The 15,427-nt window shown below is 71.8% G+C and carries 11 protein-coding genes and 2 tRNA genes; 8 read left to right on the top strand and 5 right to left on the bottom strand.

Annotation, left to right across the window (positions count from 1 at the left end; translation table 11 throughout):
• The first annotated feature begins 25 nt into the window (after positions 1–25).
• The 6 genes from ABTX62_RS26725 (at position 26) to ABTX62_RS26700 (ending at position 7,766) form a co-directional block, all read left to right on the top strand.
• A tRNA-Val gene (locus tag ABTX62_RS26725) sits at positions 26–97 on the top strand.
• A gap of 1,009 nt (positions 98–1,106) precedes the next feature.
• Positions 1,107–2,396, top strand: a complete 1,290-nt coding sequence (locus ABTX62_RS26720) for an ABC transporter substrate-binding protein (protein ID WP_352118593.1) — start codon at positions 1,107–1,109, stop codon at positions 2,394–2,396.
• Complete coding sequence (locus tag ABTX62_RS26715; protein WP_352118592.1) at positions 2,396–3,397, top strand: carbohydrate ABC transporter permease; 1,002 nt, start codon at positions 2,396–2,398, stop codon at positions 3,395–3,397. Before ABTX62_RS26720 ends, ABTX62_RS26715 begins: the two co-directional genes overlap by 1 nt.
• Complete coding sequence (locus tag ABTX62_RS26710) at positions 3,394–4,320, top strand: carbohydrate ABC transporter permease (RefSeq protein ID WP_283972605.1); 927 nt, start codon at positions 3,394–3,396, stop codon at positions 4,318–4,320. Before ABTX62_RS26715 ends, ABTX62_RS26710 begins: the two co-directional genes overlap by 4 nt.
• Positions 4,321–4,327: 7 nt before the next feature.
• Positions 4,328–4,918 carry a hypothetical protein gene (locus ABTX62_RS26705; RefSeq protein WP_352118591.1) on the top strand — a complete coding sequence of 197 codons (591 nt, stop codon included), beginning with the start codon at positions 4,328–4,330 and terminating at the stop codon, positions 4,916–4,918.
• 112 nt (positions 4,919–5,030) lie between these two features.
• Positions 5,031–7,766 carry an exo-rhamnogalacturonan lyase family protein gene (locus ABTX62_RS26700; protein WP_352118590.1) on the top strand — a complete coding sequence of 912 codons (2,736 nt, stop codon included), beginning with the start codon at positions 5,031–5,033 and terminating at the stop codon, positions 7,764–7,766.
• Positions 7,767–7,820: 54 nt separating this feature from the next.
• Here the strand turns inward: ABTX62_RS26700 and ABTX62_RS26695 are convergent, their stop codons facing one another.
• From ABTX62_RS26695 to ABTX62_RS26680, 4 genes are all read right to left on the bottom strand, one after another.
• On the bottom strand, positions 7,821–8,027 hold the full coding sequence (locus tag ABTX62_RS26695; protein ID WP_283972602.1) for a hypothetical protein: 207 nt from the start codon (positions 8,025–8,027) through the stop codon (positions 7,821–7,823).
• A gap of 10 nt (positions 8,028–8,037) precedes the next feature.
• Entirely contained in the window at positions 8,038–9,396 is a 1,359-nt protein-coding gene (locus ABTX62_RS26690) for a type III PLP-dependent enzyme domain-containing protein (protein WP_352118589.1), read from the bottom strand.
• A 286-nt stretch (positions 9,397–9,682) separates the two neighbouring features.
• Complete coding sequence (locus ABTX62_RS26685; RefSeq protein WP_352118588.1) at positions 9,683–11,341, bottom strand: helix-turn-helix domain-containing protein; 1,659 nt, start codon at positions 11,339–11,341, stop codon at positions 9,683–9,685.
• 135 nt (positions 11,342–11,476) lie between these two features.
• Positions 11,477–13,894 carry an SCO7613 C-terminal domain-containing membrane protein gene (locus ABTX62_RS26680; RefSeq protein ID WP_502998015.1) on the bottom strand — a complete coding sequence of 806 codons (2,418 nt, stop codon included), beginning with the start codon at positions 13,892–13,894 and terminating at the stop codon, positions 11,477–11,479.
• 61 nt (positions 13,895–13,955) lie between these two features.
• On the opposite strand from ABTX62_RS26680, the gene ABTX62_RS26675 reads away from it, so the two are divergent.
• Together ABTX62_RS26675 and ABTX62_RS26670 are read left to right on the top strand one after the other, a co-directional pair.
• A complete protein-coding gene (locus ABTX62_RS26675; RefSeq protein WP_352118586.1) occupies positions 13,956–14,402 on the top strand; it encodes an SRPBCC family protein in 447 nt (148 codons plus the stop codon).
• 39 nt (positions 14,403–14,441) lie between these two features.
• Positions 14,442–14,513, top strand: a tRNA-Val gene (locus ABTX62_RS26670).
• A 67-nt stretch (positions 14,514–14,580) separates the two neighbouring features.
• On the opposite strand, the gene ABTX62_RS26665 is transcribed toward ABTX62_RS26670, so the two are convergent.
• Positions 14,581–15,309, bottom strand: a complete 729-nt coding sequence (locus ABTX62_RS26665) for a 3'-5' exonuclease (RefSeq protein ID WP_352118610.1) — start codon at positions 15,307–15,309, stop codon at positions 14,581–14,583.
• Positions 15,310–15,427: the final 118 nt, after the last annotated feature.

Here is a 15,427-nt window from a genome sequence, read left to right as displayed (position 1 = left end):
ATGGGGTAATGTTCTTCCTGCGTCCGGGCGATTAGCTCAGTGGGAGAGCGCTTCGTTCACACCGAAGAGGTCACTGGTTCGAACCCAGTATCGCCCACCCGGACCGGCGGCCCACCTGCGATCAGCAGGTGGGCCGCCGGCGTTTCACCTTCACCGGGCAGGGCATCGCCTCGCTCGGGCAGGGTGCCGGACGGTGACTCTCGCCGTCGGCGTCGCCCGCCCGGCGGCGTGGGCCGGACACCCCACCGCCGAGCCGCTCCCGCCGCGGCCGACTCCGTCCGGCGGATCGCACGCGCTGTCGGTTCCGCGGGTGGACGGGCTGTGGCCACAGACGCGGTGCGGCGGCCGGCCCGCCCCCTCTCGTGCCGCCCGGCACGCTCCCGAACTCCCGCCTCGACGCGCAAGGGCCGCTCCTCGCCGCTCGCCGCACAGGCGAATCCCGAGCACGACCGGTACGCGGGCGTCCACCCGGCATGCCGAGAGCACGCACCGGATGCCGCAGCCCCGCCCTCCGGACGGACGCCGTGCCGGTGAGGACACCCTCGGGCTCCTGCCTCGCGGACCCCTCGCACCGCAGAGGTTTCCGCCGCGCGGGCACGACCTCCCGTCCCGGGCCGGGCCCATGTGGCCCCCTGCCCGGCGGGCTACCGGCGCCGACGCCGTCTGCCGTGGCGCTCACACCGCCGGCCCCCGCCGTAGGCACCTCGCCGTCGGCCCCGCACATCAGGCCCCATCTCGCCCAGCGACCTCCGGCGCCTCCAGGTGCTTCCACCCCCCACCCCGAACACGCCCCGACGCCACCCGGGTCCACCCGGCCCCTCACCCCCGGCTCCGCGTCCACCGCCCACCGTCGCCCTTCGCCCGGGCGAGAAGCCCGCACGACGGGCCCTTCGCCGTCCGGCGCTTCGACCGCACCGCCGTCACCAGCGACGTCGGCCGAGCCCCGCACCCGTCCCGCCTCCGCCACTCGGTCCGTCTCCCGCCCCCTCGGTAAGAAAATCTTGTCCGAATCATTGACGCACTCTCAGCCCCTCCGTAACTTGTGCCAGCAAGCGCTTACTTGAAACGATTCATGCGAGCGGCACGACGTGCGGGGAGGTCCAACCGTGGTGAACGGCAGGAATGTTGAGAGACGTACGATCCTGAAGGCGGCCGGGGCTACGGCGGCCACCCTGGGGCTGGCCGCGACGACCGGTTGCGGCGGTGACGGAGGGACCTCCGCGGACGGGACGGTGACGATCCGTTACGCGTGGTGGGGTGCGGAGGACCGCGCCGAGAGAATCAACAAGACGATCGAGCTCTTCCACAAGAAGTACCCGAAGATCAAGGTGAAAACGGACTTCCAGCAATATCCCGACTTCTGGAAGAAGTTCAACACCCAGGCCTCGGGCGGAAATCCGCCGGACGTCTTCCAGAATGCCGTGGGGTTCCTGCGCAAATACGACGCGAAGAACGTGCTGCTCGATCTCAGCGAGCAGGTCAAGGCCGGCAACCTCCGGATGGAGGGATTCCGCGCGGGTCTGGAGAAGTTCGGCGAGATCGACGGCAAACTCCTCGGCGTTCCGGTCGGTTCCAACTCGATGGCCCTCGTCATCGACAAGCCCGTGTACACCCGCGCCGGTGTCAAGCCGGAGCAGGGCTGGACCTGGGACGACTTCGACGCGGCGATGAAGAAGATCCGTGACAAGACGGGCCGCGCCGGCGACAGCGGCATGTACGGCGTCATGTACCTCTACGACCTGTACCTGCGTCAGAACGGCAAGGCGTTCTTCACGGAGGAGGGTCTCGGCTTCACCGAGTCGGATCTGTCGGACTGGTGGACGAAGGCCAAGAAGGGTGTGGAGGACGGCCGCTACGCCGACGCCAAGAAGGTCGTCCAGATCAAGCCCAAGTCGGCGCTCGCCGCGGAGCTCTGCGGTGGCGAGTTCACTTGGGACAACTTCACGGTCCGCTACACCTCCGAGGGCAAGAGCGAGTACGCCCTCGCTCCCATCCCGACCACGGACGGCAAGAAGACCGGCCAGTACCTCGGCTCGCTCATGCTGAGCGCCTCCAAGCGCACCCAGCACCCCAAGGAGGTCGCCCAGTTCATCGACTTCATGGTGCACGACCCCGAGGTCGCCAAGATCATGGGCTACGACCGGGGCGTGCCCGCGACGCAGGCCCAGTACGACGCGTACAAGCCGACCGACGAGGTCAACAAGGCGATAGCCGCCTACGAGGAGTCCCTCGTCGAGGCGGGTGTCCTGGAGCCGATCACCCCGCACCCGAACGGGGCGGACATCTGTGAGTCCGCGTTTCTGCGCATCGCCGAGGAACTCGCCCTGGGCAAGCGGTCGGTGGACGAGGCCGTCAAGCAGTTCTTCACCGAGTCGAAGACGGCTCTCGGCACCTGATGGGAACCACCGTGACACACGCCCCTGCGACGGAGGGCCTGACCCAGGACTCCGAGCCGCGGCACGGTCCGGTGCAGCCCGCGCGCCCCGCCGCCCTCAAGCGGCGGCGGCGCCGGGAGAACCTGGCCGGCTATCTCTTCATGTCTCCGTGGATCGCCGGGTTCCTGCTGCTCACCGCGGGCCCGATGGTCGCCTCGCTCTACTTCGCGTTCACCGACTACAACCTGTTCGACGCGCCCAGGTGGATCGGCCTCGACAACTTCACCGAGATGTTCGGCGATCCCCGCTGGCGCCACTCGGTGGAGGTGACGGTCTGGTACGTCGTCGTCGGAACGCCGCTCAAGCTGCTCGCGGCCCTGGGTGTGGCGCTGCTGCTCGCCCAGAGCCGGCGCGGGCAGGCCTTCTACCGGGCCGCCTTCTACGCGCCGTCGCTGATCGGCGCGAGCGTCTCCATCGCGATCGTCTGGAAGGCGATCTTCTCGGACGACGCGATCGTCGACCGTACCCAGAAGATGTTCGGGATCGACGTCGGCGGCTGGACCGGCGACCCGGACATGATCATCTACAGCCTGGTGGCGCTCACCGTCTGGCAGTTCGGCGCGCCGATGGTCATCTTCCTGGCCGGCCTCAAGCAGGTCCCGCGTGAGCTGTACGAGGCGGCCGAGGTCGACGGGGCGGGCAAGCTGCGGCGGTTCTGGAACATCACGCTCCCGATGATCTCCCCGGTGCTCTTCTTCAACGTCCTGCTGGAGACGATCCACTCCTTCCAGATCTTCAGCTCGGCGTACATCGTCGGCGGCGGCGCCGGAGGCAACGCCTGCGGTCCGGCCGACGGTTCGATGGTCTACACCTGCTACCTCTACGTCCAGGGTTTCGAGAACAGCCGGATGGGTCTGGCCTCCGCGATGGCCTGGATGCTGCTCGTCGCGGTGGCCCTGGTGACGGCGGTGCTGTTCTGGTCCCAGAAGCGCTGGGTGCACTACGAGGAGGGCGCCCGATGAGCTCCCCCAATCTCTCGACTCCGCTCGATCAGGGGGCACCCCCATCGGCCACCGATATCAAGCCCTCCGTCGGAGGCGGGGCGCTCCGTCACAAGCTGCCCGGCTCCCTCGCCTGGCACCTCGGGTCGCTGCTGATCCTCGCGGTGATCCTCTACCCGGTGATCTGGGTCATCGGCGGGTCCTTCAAGAAGAGCGAGGAGATCGTCGGCAGTCTGGACCTTCTCCCGGCCGACCCGGTCATAGCCAACTACAAGAGCCTCGCCGACGGCATCGCCGACATCCCGATCTCCACGTTCTTCTTCAACTCGCTGTTCCTCGCGGTCGGTTCCGTCATCGGGATCCTGGTGTCCTGTTCGCTGACGGCCTACGCCTTTGCGAGGATCCGCTTCGCCGGCCGCAATCTGCTCTTCACGTTGATGATCGGCACGCTCCTGCTGCCGTACCACGTGCTGCTGATCCCGCAGTACGTGCTGTTCCGCAACATGGAGATGATCAACACCTACACGCCGCTGCTGCTCGGGAAGTACCTGGCCATCGAGGCGTTCTTCGTCTTCCTGATGGTGCAGTTCATGCGCAACATGCCCAAGGAACTCGACGAGGCGGCCCGCCTCGACGGCTGCGGGCACTTCCGGATCTACTGGTCGATCGTGCTGCCGCTGAGCCGTCCGGCCCTGATCACCAGCGCGATCTTCACCTTCATCAACTCCTGGAACGACTTCATGGGCCCGCTGATCTACCTCAACGAGCCCGACAAGTACACGGTCTCGCTCGGCCTGAAGATGTTCGTCGACCAGGAGGGACTGGCCAACTACGGCGGCATGATCGCCATGTCGCTGGTCGCGCTGCTGCCGGTCCTGGCCTTCTTCCTCGCCTTCCAGCGGTATTTGATCGACGGCATGGCGACCTCCGGTCTGAAGGGCTGAGGTGAGCATGGCTGGGACCCGAGTGAAGGCACGGGGGGAGTCGGTCTTCGCCGAGCGGTTCGGTGTGTTCGCCGAGTGTCTGCTGACGGGGGTGTGGATCGCGGTGGCTTCGCTGGGGGTCGTCACGTATCCCGCCGCCTTCGCCGCCGGGGCACGGCACCTGCGGCGCCGTACCGCTCACGAGGGCGGTGGCCGGCGGGAGTTCGTCGCCGACTTCCGCACGGCCGTGCGCGGCGGGTGGCTCGCCGGGCTCGCCGGGTGGGCGGCGGTGGCCGCGGTCTGGGTGGACGTCCAGGCGGTCCGTGCGGGGATTCCCGGCGGGCCGCTGGTCGGGGCCGTCGGAGTGCTCGCGCTGATCGGCCTCGTCGTGGCGGGGCTGCGCGCGGCGGCGGTCTGGGAGCCGGGCGCCCGCTGGCGGACCCTGCTCGCGTCCGCCTGGCGCCGGACGGTCCTCGACCCGGCCGGGTCCTTCCTGATCATCGCCGGGCTGGCCGTGGTGGCCGTGTCCGCCTGGTTCACCGCGCCGCTGGCGGTCCCCGTCCTCGGGGCCGTCGCGGCGGCGGCCGTCGCCGTGGAGGAGCGGTACCGGCACCGCTGACCGGCGGTGCCCTCGTCCAGGCCGGCGTCCAGGACGCCGTGCCTCTCACTGTCATGCCCCTGACCAGCGCACGGATGTGCTTCCCGCACGGACAAGGAAAGGCAGCCTCTCTATGTCTCCCATCCCCCGTAGGAACCTCCTCAAGGCGGCCGCCGTCGCCGGAGCCGCCGCCCAGTTCAGCTGGGCCCTGGGGACACAGGACGCGCAGGCCGTCCCCAGAGCCGAGCCGGCCGACGCCGACCCGGTGACCCTCGACTGGCTGGAGGACGGTGGCCTCGGCGCGGCGCCGGGCTCCACCGTCGGTGTCCCGTGGCCCAAGGGCGCCTACCAGAAGGACCAGACCTTCGTGCTGACGGACGCCGGCGGCAAGGCCGTATCCGTGCAGTCCTGGCCGATCGCCTACTGGCCCGACGGGTCCCTCAAGTGGACCGCGCACGCCGTCGCGTCGGGGGACGGAAAGCTCACCCTCGCCGCCGGAACACCCGCCGCACCCGAGAAGAAGGTGACCGTCGAGAAGCGCGGCGGCACCATCGGCATCTCGACCGGCGTCATCACCGCGAAGCTCGGCACGTCCGGCTCCACGATCGTCAAGTCCGTCACCCGGGGCTCCACCGAGATCGCGAAGAACGGCCGGCTCGTGCTGATCCGCCAGCCCGAGATCGAGGACGAGGACCAGGGCGCGGTCAAGACCGAGCGCTTCGACGGCGCGATCTCCAGGGTCGAGGTCGAGCAGGCGGGTCCGGTCCGCGCGGTCGTGCGCATCGACGGCAAGCACCGCAAGGGCGGCCGCAGCTGGCTGCCCTTCTCGATCAGGCTCTACTTCTACGCGGGCGCCGACTCCTTTCGCATGGTGCACACCATCACCTACGACGGCAAGCAGGAGCCGGGCAAGGCCAGTGGCGACTTCGTCCGCGGCCTCGGAGTCCGCTTCACCGTGCCCCTGCGCGACGAGTCGTACGACCGTCACATCCGCATCGGCGGCGACGGCACCGGAATGCTCCGCGAGGCCGTCAAGGGCATCACCGGACTGCGGCGGGACCCGGGCGCGGCCGTGCAGGCGGCCCAGTTCGAGGGCAAGAAGCTGCCCGATCCCGCCACCTGGGACCAGCGGGTGACGACCCGGCTGCAGTACATCCCCGAATGGGGCGACTACACCCTCTCCCAGCTCTCCGCCGACGGGTTCACGCTGCGCAAGCGCACCAAGAAGGGCCACGGCTGGGTCGCCGCGGGCGGTGGCCGGCGCGCCTCCGGCTTCGGCTACGTCGGCGGGGCGAGCGGCGGGTTCTCCTTCGGACTGCGCGACTTCTGGGAGAAGTTCCCCGCCCAGCTCGACATCCGGGACGCCCACACCGACGAGGCCGAGGTCACTCTCTGGCTCTGGTCGCCCGAGGCGCAGCCCATGGACATGCGCTTCTACCACGACGGCATGGGCCAGGACACCCACCCCGAACAGCTCGAAGGCCTCAACATCACCTACGAGGACTACGAGCCGGAGTTCGGCACCCCGTACGGCATCGCCCGCACCTCCGAACTCCTCTTCTGGGCGAACGCGTCGACCCCGAGCCCGGACCGGCTCGCCGAGCAGGTCGAAGCCGTCCGCGTGCTGCCGCAGCTGGCCGCCCCGCCCAAGCAGCTCATCAAGGCCAAGGTCTTCGGGCCGAACCTGTACTCCGAGCCCGACCGCTCCACCCCGGCCAAGGCGAAGATCGAGGACCACCTCGACTTCCTCTTCACCTACTACAAGGACCAGGTGGAACAGCGCCGCTGGTACGGCTTCTGGGACTACGGCGACATCATGCACACCTACGACACGTTCCGGCACCAGTGGCGGTACGACATCGGCGGCTACGCCTGGGACAACTCCGAGCTGTCGCCGGACCTGTGGCTCTGGTTCGCCTACCTGCGCTCCGGCCGCGCCGACATCTTCCGCTTCGCGGAGGCGATGACCCGGCACACCGGCGAGGTCGACGTCTACCACCTGGGCCAATGGGCGGGCCTGGGCACCCGGCACGGCGTGCAGCACTTCGCCGACAGTGCCAAGCAGCAGCGCATCGCCAACACCACCTACCGGCGCTACTACTACTTCCTCACGGCGGACGAACGCGTCGGCGACCTGATGCACGCCAACGTCGACTCCGACGAGACGTTCCTCGCCCTCGACCCGCTCCGCAAGATCCGCACCGAGCCGTACACCCCCGACCGGCACGCCCTGTCGATCGGCTTCGGCACCGACTGGAGCGGCCTGGTCTCCGCGTGGCTGACCGAGTGGGAACGCAAGGGCCCCAAGTGGGAGAAGGCCAAGGCGCGTGTGCTGTCCACCATGGAGACCATCGCCGCCCAGCCCAACGGCTTCGTCCAGGGCAGCGGCCTGTACGACCTCGACACGGGCAGGTTCGCCGTCGCCGGGACGGCCAAGGTGGAGGTCTCGCACCTCTCGGCCGTCTTCGGCCTCAACGAGCTGTGCGCCGAGCTCATCGACCTCGTCGACATGCCGAAGTTCAACGAGGCGTACCTCGACTACTGCCGCTACTTCAACGCCACCAAGGCCGAACAGGCGGCCCGGTACGGCTCCCACTTCGGCAACCTGCTGCTCTTCCAGGGCCACTCGCGCCTCGACGCGTACGCGGCCGTCAAGACCGGCGACGAGAAGCTCGCCAAGCGGGCGTGGGAGAAGTTCTACAACTCCGACGGCTACAAGGAGTCCGCGCCCTGGCGGACGGAGAAGCTGAGCGGCCCGGCCGCACTCGTGCCGGGCAGTGAGGCCACCTGGGTGTCCACGAACGACACCGCGCTGTACGGCCTCGCCGCCATCGAGAATCTGGCACTGCTGGGGGACAGGATGCCGTAGCGGGAAGCCGGACGAGCGGTTCCCGCGGCGACGCCGTAGCGGGAACCGCTCGCCCTAGTCGATGATCTGGTGGAAGAACAGGACGGCCGGGCCCACCACTCCGCCCCCGACGCTCACCGCGACCGGCCACCCGTTGCCGGCCAGCGCCGCCAGGACAGTGGCACCGATGCCGACCAGGGCTGCCAGCAGGAAGACGATCGCGGCGCGCTGGCTGAGGAGCGGTCCGTCCCGGCCGGGTCCCCGACGGTCGGTCTGTGCCACTCGGTGCTCCCTATCCGACGCCGTGGACGGTCTCGTGCGCTCGTCGCCGCGGGGGAGTGTCCCGTCCGCCGGGGCCCGGCACCGGCACGTCCCACGGATCCTGCGCGGGACGCAGGAGTTCGAAGCGGACCGTGCCGTCACCGCTCGTGCGGACCCCGTGCACGGCCGGTTCGGGCAGGCTGTTGTAGTGGAAGGGAGTCGAGAAGTAGTAGGCGCCGGTGTCCGGGACGGTGATGAGGTCGCCGGGTTCCAGGAGCGGCAACGCGCGGTCACGGGCCAGCAGGTCCCCGGCGAAGCAGGCGGGCCCCGCGACGTCCTGGCGGACCGGTCCGCCGCGCTTGGCCGTGCCGCTCTTGTCGTGCGCCTCGATCCGCAGGGGCCACGCGTCGGGGTTGAACACCGTCCGGGTGGCCACCTGCACCCCGGCGTGGGTGACCGCGATCGGCCGGCCGCCCATGCTCTTCGTGTACTCGACGTACGCGGCGGTGAACCCGTTCTTCGCGAGGACGGAACGCCCGAACTCGGTGACGATCTCGTACCCGCCGGAGAACAGTGCGGGCGCCTGGGCGCGCAGCTGCTGGACGTACGTGCCGAAGGTGGGCGTGGTCTCGTCGTCGGCGAAGTTGACGGGGAGCCCGCCGCCGATGTCGATGCCGACGACCTGGCGCCGGCCGAGTGAGGCGTTGACCTCCTCGGCGAACGCCACGGCCTGCGCGACCCCGCCGGCCATGAGGTCGAGCGGGCAGCCCTGCGAACCGGCGTGGGTGTGCACCCAGGTCAGCCACGGGTGGTCGTGGTAGGCGCGCAGCAGACGCCGCCGGCTTCCCGGGTCCGCCAGGGGGACGCCGAACTTGGAGGTGCTCGTCGCCGTGCTCATCGCGGCGATGCTGCCGCCGCCGAGCTGGGAGTTGACGCGCACCCCGATCCGCGACGCCGGCACGCGCCCGCCCAGCGCCCGGTCGATCCTGGCCAGTTCCTGGTAGTTGTCGGCGTTGACGGTCACCCCCAGGCCGAGGGCGTGCCGCAGTTCGGCCTCCGTCTTGGCCGGAGAGTCGAAGACGATCCGATCCGGCGCGAACCCGGCGGCCAGCGCACGGGCCAGTTCACCCGCGGTGGCCACCTCGCAGCCCATGCCGAGCCGCCGCAGCTCCGCCAGCACCGGCACCAGGCAGTTCGCCTTGGCGGCGAACGCGTGCAGCACACGCGGCGGGGCGGGAAAGGCGCGGTGCAGGGACGCGACGGTCGCCGCGACGCCGTCGAGGTCGACGAAGGCGGCCAGCGGGGCCTGCCCGGCGTCCAGCAGTCCCTGCCGCACCGCTTCCTGGAGGATCCGTTCGCGCCGCTCGGCGGCGGGGTTCAGTCCGGTCATGGTGAGCCTTCCGATGTCGTACGCGCAACGCCCGGGTCCGCCCCAGGGTGGAGTACCAGGCTGCTGTCCGCGCCCGGAGGGCGTCTTCGTCGAGTCGTCAAAGACGCGGGCCCCGCCCACCGCAGCGGGGTGCGACAACGCCCGTGTCGGGCAGGGGCGTTGTGCGGTACGACGAAGGAGCGGTCCTTCGATGGTGGCCGCGGCCAAGGCGACGCGCGCACGAGGGCATGGCGACGCGCGCACGAGGGCATGGCGCACGCGCACGAGGCCGCCTCGTGCCGGTCGCTCAGGGCCGTGCGCCGTCGGAGTCCCGGCCCAGACGCAACTGCACCTGGGCGAGCAGCCGGGCGTCGGGACTCTCCAGGTCCAGCCCCGACACCTGCGTGATCCTGCGCAACCGGTAGCGCAGGCTGTTGGAATGCACGCCCAGCGCCCGCGAGGCGGCCGACACGTCACCGAAGTGGTCGAGGTAGGCGCGCAGGGTCTCCACCAGGCAGCTGCCGCTGTGATCGGCGTCGAACTCCCTCAGCCGGGCCACCGAGGTACCCGGTGGCAGCGCCACTTCCCGCAGGGCGTCGACGACCTGGAGGATTCCCACGGTGTCGGCGACGTCCCCGCTCCGCGCGACCGTGCGCGGCCCGGGGGCCGCGATGAGCGCCTGCAGGGTTTGCTCGGCCGACCGACGTGATGCGGGCGCCCCTGCCAGGCCGGGGACCACCTGGCCCAGCCCCACCTTCACCGCCGGGCCGATCGTCGTCGACAGCTGATCGGCCAGTGCTTCCCCGAGCCGCCGCACCTGACCGTCCGCCCGCCCCGGGTCGTGCTCCAGCCCGGTCAGCAGCACCAGGGTCCTGCCGCCCGCCGGGACCACCACGACACGGTGGCCCAGCGCCGCGCAGTGCAGGGTGAGCAGCCCGTACAGCCCGGACGGGGCTTCGTCCTCGTAGCGGCCGGAGCCGGTTCCGACCGCCAGGACGGCACAGGGCTGCCGGGGCGGCAGCGAGGCCCGCTCCGCGAGCACCTCGACGGATCCACGGTCCTCCAGCAGCGCCCGGGCCGCATCCTCCACCAGGCGGCCGTCCGAGCGGTGGGTGCGGTGATGCAGCAGGTGGGCGGCGGCGGCCCGGGCGGCGGCGCGCAGCGTCTCCGCCGCGTTGGGCGCGAGCGGGCGGCCGGCGACCGCCGCCACCCAGAGGGACCCCAGCGCCTCTCCGCCCGCCCGCACGGCGCCGACCAGACGCTCAGGATCCTGGCCGTGGGCGGGTCGGTGCAGCACATCGCCCGCACCCCACAGGGCCTGGAAGAACCCCGCCTCCCGCATGGCCGCCACCCGCCAGGGCGGCACCCGACGGCCGAGGATGGTCAGCCGGCGCATCTCGTCCACGTTCTCCTCGGTGGAGGAGTACGCCAGCACCCGCGACTCCGTGTCCTCGATGGTCACCGAGCCTCCCACCAGGGCCGCCACCGCGTCGGCCAGCGAGTCCAGATCGCCCAGACGCACGCCGCCGGTCGCCGGCACCGGGTGGACACCCGCCGCGGCCAGCCCCGCCCTCAGCACCCCCACCAGCTGCGCCCAGGTGCACCAGGCGGTGCGGAAGAGCACCGCCGTGCCGCTCTCCTCCGCGGCTGCCCGCAACGCCCGCGCGGTGGGCTCCGGCCGCCCCGGGCCGAACACCACACCCGCCGCACCGGCCTCACCGGCCCGGCGCACCACGTCGACGGCGTGCGCCGAGCGCGGGTCGACACCGACGGCGAGCAGTAACTCCCGCGGTCTGATCACGGGTTCCAGCGCGTCCAGCACATGGACACCGGTGACGCTCGTCCGCAGTCCCTCGGGGGCCGTGTGCAACTCCACGGCTCCCGCACCCACCACCGAGAGCAGGCGCTCCAGGGTCCCCTGTTCCTCGGCGCCGCCCCCGCCCGGTGATTCCCCCAGGTCCGTCAAGATGCCTCCCCGTCCCCCCGCCCGACCGTGCCGCCGACGGCCGATCGGAGAACGTATGACATCACGCGCCTTGTCCGCAGTCGAGAGGCCCCGACGGCACACAAAGGGACCAATGGAACCCAGACGAGACGAGGGCTAGTTCATCCTCCCCAGCACCTCCCTGACCCGCCGGACGTCGCGGATCCGCTGTTCGTACGTCGCCCCGAGCGCGAGCAGCAGGAGCCCGGCGAGGGCGGGAGGCGCCCAGCGGGGCAGGGCTCCCGTCACCTGGACGACGTAGGGGGCGAGTTCGTGGAGGGTGACCAGGGCCAGTACCGAGCCGCCGAGCACCAGCGGTGCCCGGAGACGGTGGCGGGCACCCAGCAGGGTGACCAGCAGCGCGGCGCCGCCGAGCAGGAGAGGACGCGTCCAGTGCTGATCGGCCCAGGCCGCGACCAGGCTCGGCAGGAGGGTGGCCGCGAGCCCGGGGCCGTACGCCGCCCAGGAGGACACCCCCGGATCCCGGCGCCGGCGCAACGCTCCGACGAGCAGCGCCGGGACGGTCACCGGGAGCGTGTACGCCTCGGGCGTGCCGACGTCCCAGGCGGCCATGCGCACCCAGGCGGCCAGCACGAACAGGGCCGTGGCCGCGTAGCCCACGGGACGGCGCTCGGCGCGCAGGGCCGTGCCCGCGGCGATCACCCCGCACAGGGCCAGCACCAGGGCGAGCGTCGGTGGATCGGTGACGGCGAGAGCCACGGCGAACAGCCCGAGGGCGGCTCCCACGGCCTCGACGGGCACCGTCGCCTGCAACGCGCCGAGCCGCGGCGCCAGCAGGGCGGCAGCGGCGGGAACCAGCAGGACCAGCAGGGCGATGCGCGTCGGCGGCCAGTCCGCGGCGGCACCGGACGCCGAGGCCAGCGCGGCGCCGTACACGAGAGCCGCCGGAGCCGTGAAGGGCGCGACGCCCGTGCGCCACGAGGCCGCGGCGAACAGCACCGTCAGCACGGACAGCGCGACGAGGGTCGCGGACTGGGAGGCGAGGGAGACCAGGGCGAGGCCGGCGGCCGTGACCAGGGCCAGGACGAGGGCCATGACCCGCGCGGCCGACGCCGTGATCCGGCACGCGTACAGCGCGGTCGCCGTCAGCGCGCCCAGGACCAGCATCCCCGCGGGGTAGGGAACCTCGAAAACCGCCGGAAGCGTCAGGGCCGCCGCCCACAGCAGCCCCAGGGAACCGAGCAGGGCCCGCCCACGCCACGGCTCCGCGCGCACCGCCAGGGCGAGCACGGCGGCGACCGCCACCAGCACGAGGGGAGCGACGGTCGCGCCGTACGGCCAGGGCACCTCCACGGTCACTGCCGCACGGGCGTCGGCGGGAGCACCGCTCCACACCCGGCCCAGCCGGCCCGCCGGGCCCAGCAGCACCACGGCGACGACGGGCAGCGCCCACAGCACGGCCAGCGTCTGTACGGCACCGGAGGCCCAGGCGAAGCCCCGCCGCACGGCGTCGGGCAGCCGTTCCCTGCGCACCGCCGCCAACAGGCCGATGCCGACGGCCAGATGAGCCGCCACCGCCCACTGCGACGGCACGCCCGAACGCGCCACCCCACCGAGCGCGGCCACCACGAGCAGCCCGGACGTGGTCGCGAGACCGAGCGCGTGCCGTGTGCCCGGCCCCCGCAAGGCCGCGGCCAGGGCGATCGCCGCGGCGAGAAGCAGCAGCGCCCCGGCGCGGGCGGCCGCACCGGGACCGCCGGCGCTCAAGGACAGCCAGCCGGCGCCCAGTACGCCCCAGCCGCCCATGCCGCACGCACCGACGACGGCGGTGATCCGCACGGCACCGGCCGGCAACCGCACCACCGCCACCGCGTCGAACCCGGCCGTCACCAGCAGCGCGGCCGTGATCACGTACGCACTCGCGTCGGCGGCCAGGGCCCCCAGCAGCAACGGCGACTGGGCCGCCGCCAAGGCGCAGGGCAGCGGCAGACGCAGCGCGGCCGTGGCCGGCAGCAGGCCGTACGCCGCCCAGACCGCCGCCAGGACCGCCGACGCGGCGGCCGCGTACCCGGTGCCGTCCGTCCCGGAGAGGGCCGCCGCGTGCAGCGCGTAGGCGTCCAGGACGGTCAGGGCCAGCCCGAGGCCCGCCACCGACTCGGCCGTCGAGCGCAGCCCCCGCTTCAGCAGGGCCGCGGGTGCGGCGAGCGTGGCCAGCGTGACCGCGCCGAGGACCAGGGCCCGCCCAGCGATCCCCATCTGCCCCCAGCTGACCAGCGTGAACACCGCTGCCGCGAGCGTGAGCAGGACACCGCCGAGGACCAGCAGCGCGTTCTGCACGCTGGGCGCGGCCGTCTCCGGACGGGACGGTGTGGCGGCCGGCGGACGTGCCGAGGCCTGGGCCCGCGGCTGCTGCGTCTGGTGCAGGGCCGCGACCAGCCAGGCGCGACGGTTCAGCAACTGGGCACGCCGGGCGTCCAGTTGCCAGAGCTCGGCGTCGAGGAGCCGCAATTCCTCGGCCGGTGGCGGAAGGTGGGTCATGCACGGCAGTGTGCTCCGCGTCACCTCGCACGGCATGAGTGCGGATACTCAGGCGCGTACTCACCCGGTCCACGCCGCGAGTGGGCAGACTGCCCGCATGGACTGGAACCACTACCGCTTCCGCAGCCTCTGGCCCCTCCCCGCACCCCCCGCCACCGTCTTCCACGTGCTGGAACGCCCCGAGGACTACCCGCGCTGGTGGCGGCAGGTGCGGGAGGTGACCCGGCTCGACGGCACCACCGGGGTGATCCGCATCCGCTCCGTCCTGCCGTACGACATGACCTTCACGGCGCGGGAGGTGCGGCGCGACCCCGCGGCCGGGGTGCTGGAGACCGCCCTGACCGGAGACATCGAGGGCTGGGCACGCTGGACGGTCACGCCGCACGCAACGGGCAGTCTGGCGCGGTACGACCAGGTGGTCAGCGTGCGCAAGCCGCTGCTGCGGCGGTTCGCCGTCCCGGGGCGGCCCGTCTTCCGCGCCAACCACGCGCTGATGATGCGGTCCGGGCGGCGCGGACTGTGCGGGTACCTCCGAGCGGTTTGAAGGAAGCGTGCCCGGGCCTGTATGGTTCAGTGCGTTCCCGGGCGATTAGCTCAGTGGGAGAGCGCTTCGTTCACACCGAAGAGGTCACTGGTTCGAACCCAGTATCGCCCACCGGAAACAGCCGGTCCGTCTCAGACGGACCGGTTTCTTCATGCCCTCGCGGGCCCCGTACGGGTGCTCAGGCCGCCGCGGGCAGGTCCGGACGCAGCGGCCACGCCGGGTCGACCGCCTCGTCCACACCGCTGCGCGCGAACCACGCCTGCAGACCCCGTGCCTGGGCCGCGTGCCACACCGCCTGGAGGGTGTGCAGTTCACCCGGGGCGAGCCGCTCCAGCCGGGACGCGAACCGGCGGCCCACCGCCCGGGTGACCTCCAGCGCCGCCACGGCGTCCGCCGCCGCGTCGTGCGCGCCCTCCAGGGCGACGCCGTAGTGCGCGCACAGGTCGGTCAGGGTGCGGCGCCCCTTGCGGTAGCGGTCCAGATGCTTGTCCAGGACCCGCGGGTCGAGCACGGACAGCGGCGCCGACTCGAACCAGCGGCCGAGCGCCGAGGCGCGGTGACGGCGCAACTCCCGGTCCAGCAGGGTCAGATCGAACGGCGCGTTCATCACCACGACCGGCCGCCCCGCGTGCGCCTGCTCGGCCAGCGCCTGGGCTATCTCGTACATCACCGGCGCCGGCCACCGGCCGTTGCGCTGCAGGTGCTCCTCCGTCAGCCCGTGCACCGCCGTCGCCTCGGCGGGCACCGGCACCCCCGGGTTCACCAGCCAGCGGCTCACCCGCGGCCGGATGCCCGGGGCATCCTGGACGACGACGGCGGCCGACACGATCCGGTCGGTCTCGACGTCCACGCCCGTCGTCTCCGTGTCGAAGGCGGCCAGCGGCCCCTCGTACCAGCACGTCGTCATAGCCACACAACCCCTCGTTCACCTTCGGCAGTTGACGCACCGTCCGCTGCCCGATCCGGTGATACCCGGGCTGTTTGCGCCGTACGCCGGAAGGAGACAACAGGAGTACGGGTCGACG

The sequence above is a fragment of the Streptomyces sp. NPDC096046 genome (assembly GCF_040303285.1).
Classification (GTDB): domain Bacteria; phylum Actinomycetota; class Actinomycetes; order Streptomycetales; family Streptomycetaceae; genus Streptomyces.
Note: the sequence above shows the minus strand (reverse complement) of the source record. Positions and strands in the feature narration are given on the sequence as shown.

Coding starts and splice junctions, on each gene's coding strand:
- ABTX62_RS26700 (WP_352118590.1), top strand. CDS start 5,031: ATGTCTCCCATCCCCCGTAGGAACCTCCTCAAGGCGGCCGCCGTCGCC.
- ABTX62_RS26665 (WP_352118610.1), bottom strand. CDS start 15,309: ATGACGACGTGCTGGTACGAGGGGCCGCTGGCCGCCTTCGACACGGAG.
- ABTX62_RS26675 (WP_352118586.1), top strand. CDS start 13,956: ATGGACTGGAACCACTACCGCTTCCGCAGCCTCTGGCCCCTCCCCGCA.
- ABTX62_RS26710 (WP_283972605.1), top strand. CDS start 3,394: ATGAGCTCCCCCAATCTCTCGACTCCGCTCGATCAGGGGGCACCCCCA.
- ABTX62_RS26715 (WP_352118592.1), top strand. CDS start 2,396: ATGGGAACCACCGTGACACACGCCCCTGCGACGGAGGGCCTGACCCAG.
- ABTX62_RS26690 (WP_352118589.1), bottom strand. CDS start 9,396: ATGACCGGACTGAACCCCGCCGCCGAGCGGCGCGAACGGATCCTCCAG.
- ABTX62_RS26705 (WP_352118591.1), top strand. CDS start 4,328: ATGGCTGGGACCCGAGTGAAGGCACGGGGGGAGTCGGTCTTCGCCGAG.
- ABTX62_RS26680 (WP_502998015.1), bottom strand. CDS start 13,894: ATGCCGTGCGAGGTGACGCGGAGCACACTGCCGTGCATGACCCACCTT.